The following is a 626-nucleotide window of genomic DNA, read 5'->3' on the forward strand; positions in this document are numbered from 1 at the left end:
GTTCTTACGTAAATCGTTCACTGTGAGGCTGATACCGTCGACAGTAATAGAGCCTTTTTGAGCGACGTACTTTGAGATCTCAGCGGGCATCTCTACCCAGAATTCAATCGCACGACCAACTTGGTTGCGTTCGACGATCTCGCCCACACCATCAACGTGTCCAGAAACAATGTGACCGCCAAAACGAGTGGTCGGCAGCATTGCTTTCTCATGGTTTACTTTATCGCCCGCTTGATAGTCTATAAAGCCGGTCTTTTTCAGAGTTTCCAGTGATAAATCAGCGCTGTAGCTGTTGTCATCGAATTCAACCACAGTCAAACACACACCATTGGTGGCGATGCTGTCGCCGAGCTGTACATCAGACATATCCAGCTTACCGACATTCACGGTTACCGTAATATCTTCACCGCGAGGTGTGATAGCACTTAGGGTACCTACGGCTTCTACAATTCCTGTAAACATTCTAAAACTCTTGTTCTTACTGCTTTTGCATCAAGCAGTTAAATTACTATAGATATAACTATCGAGGATTAAGATTTCCATACTGGCTGAGCGACAATACGAATGTCAGGGCCTACCATACGTACATCTTTGATCGTCAAATCGATCACGTCATCCATCGAGCT

General features: G+C 45.4%; 1 protein-coding gene. It reads right to left on the reverse strand.

The features are described from left to right. On the reverse strand, positions 1-462 hold a 462-nt coding region (locus KIV40_RS27195; RefSeq protein WP_285352304.1), incomplete at its 3' end, for a riboflavin synthase. Positions 463-626 lie beyond the last annotated feature (164 nt).

Source organism: Vibrio sp. D173a, assembly GCF_030248475.1.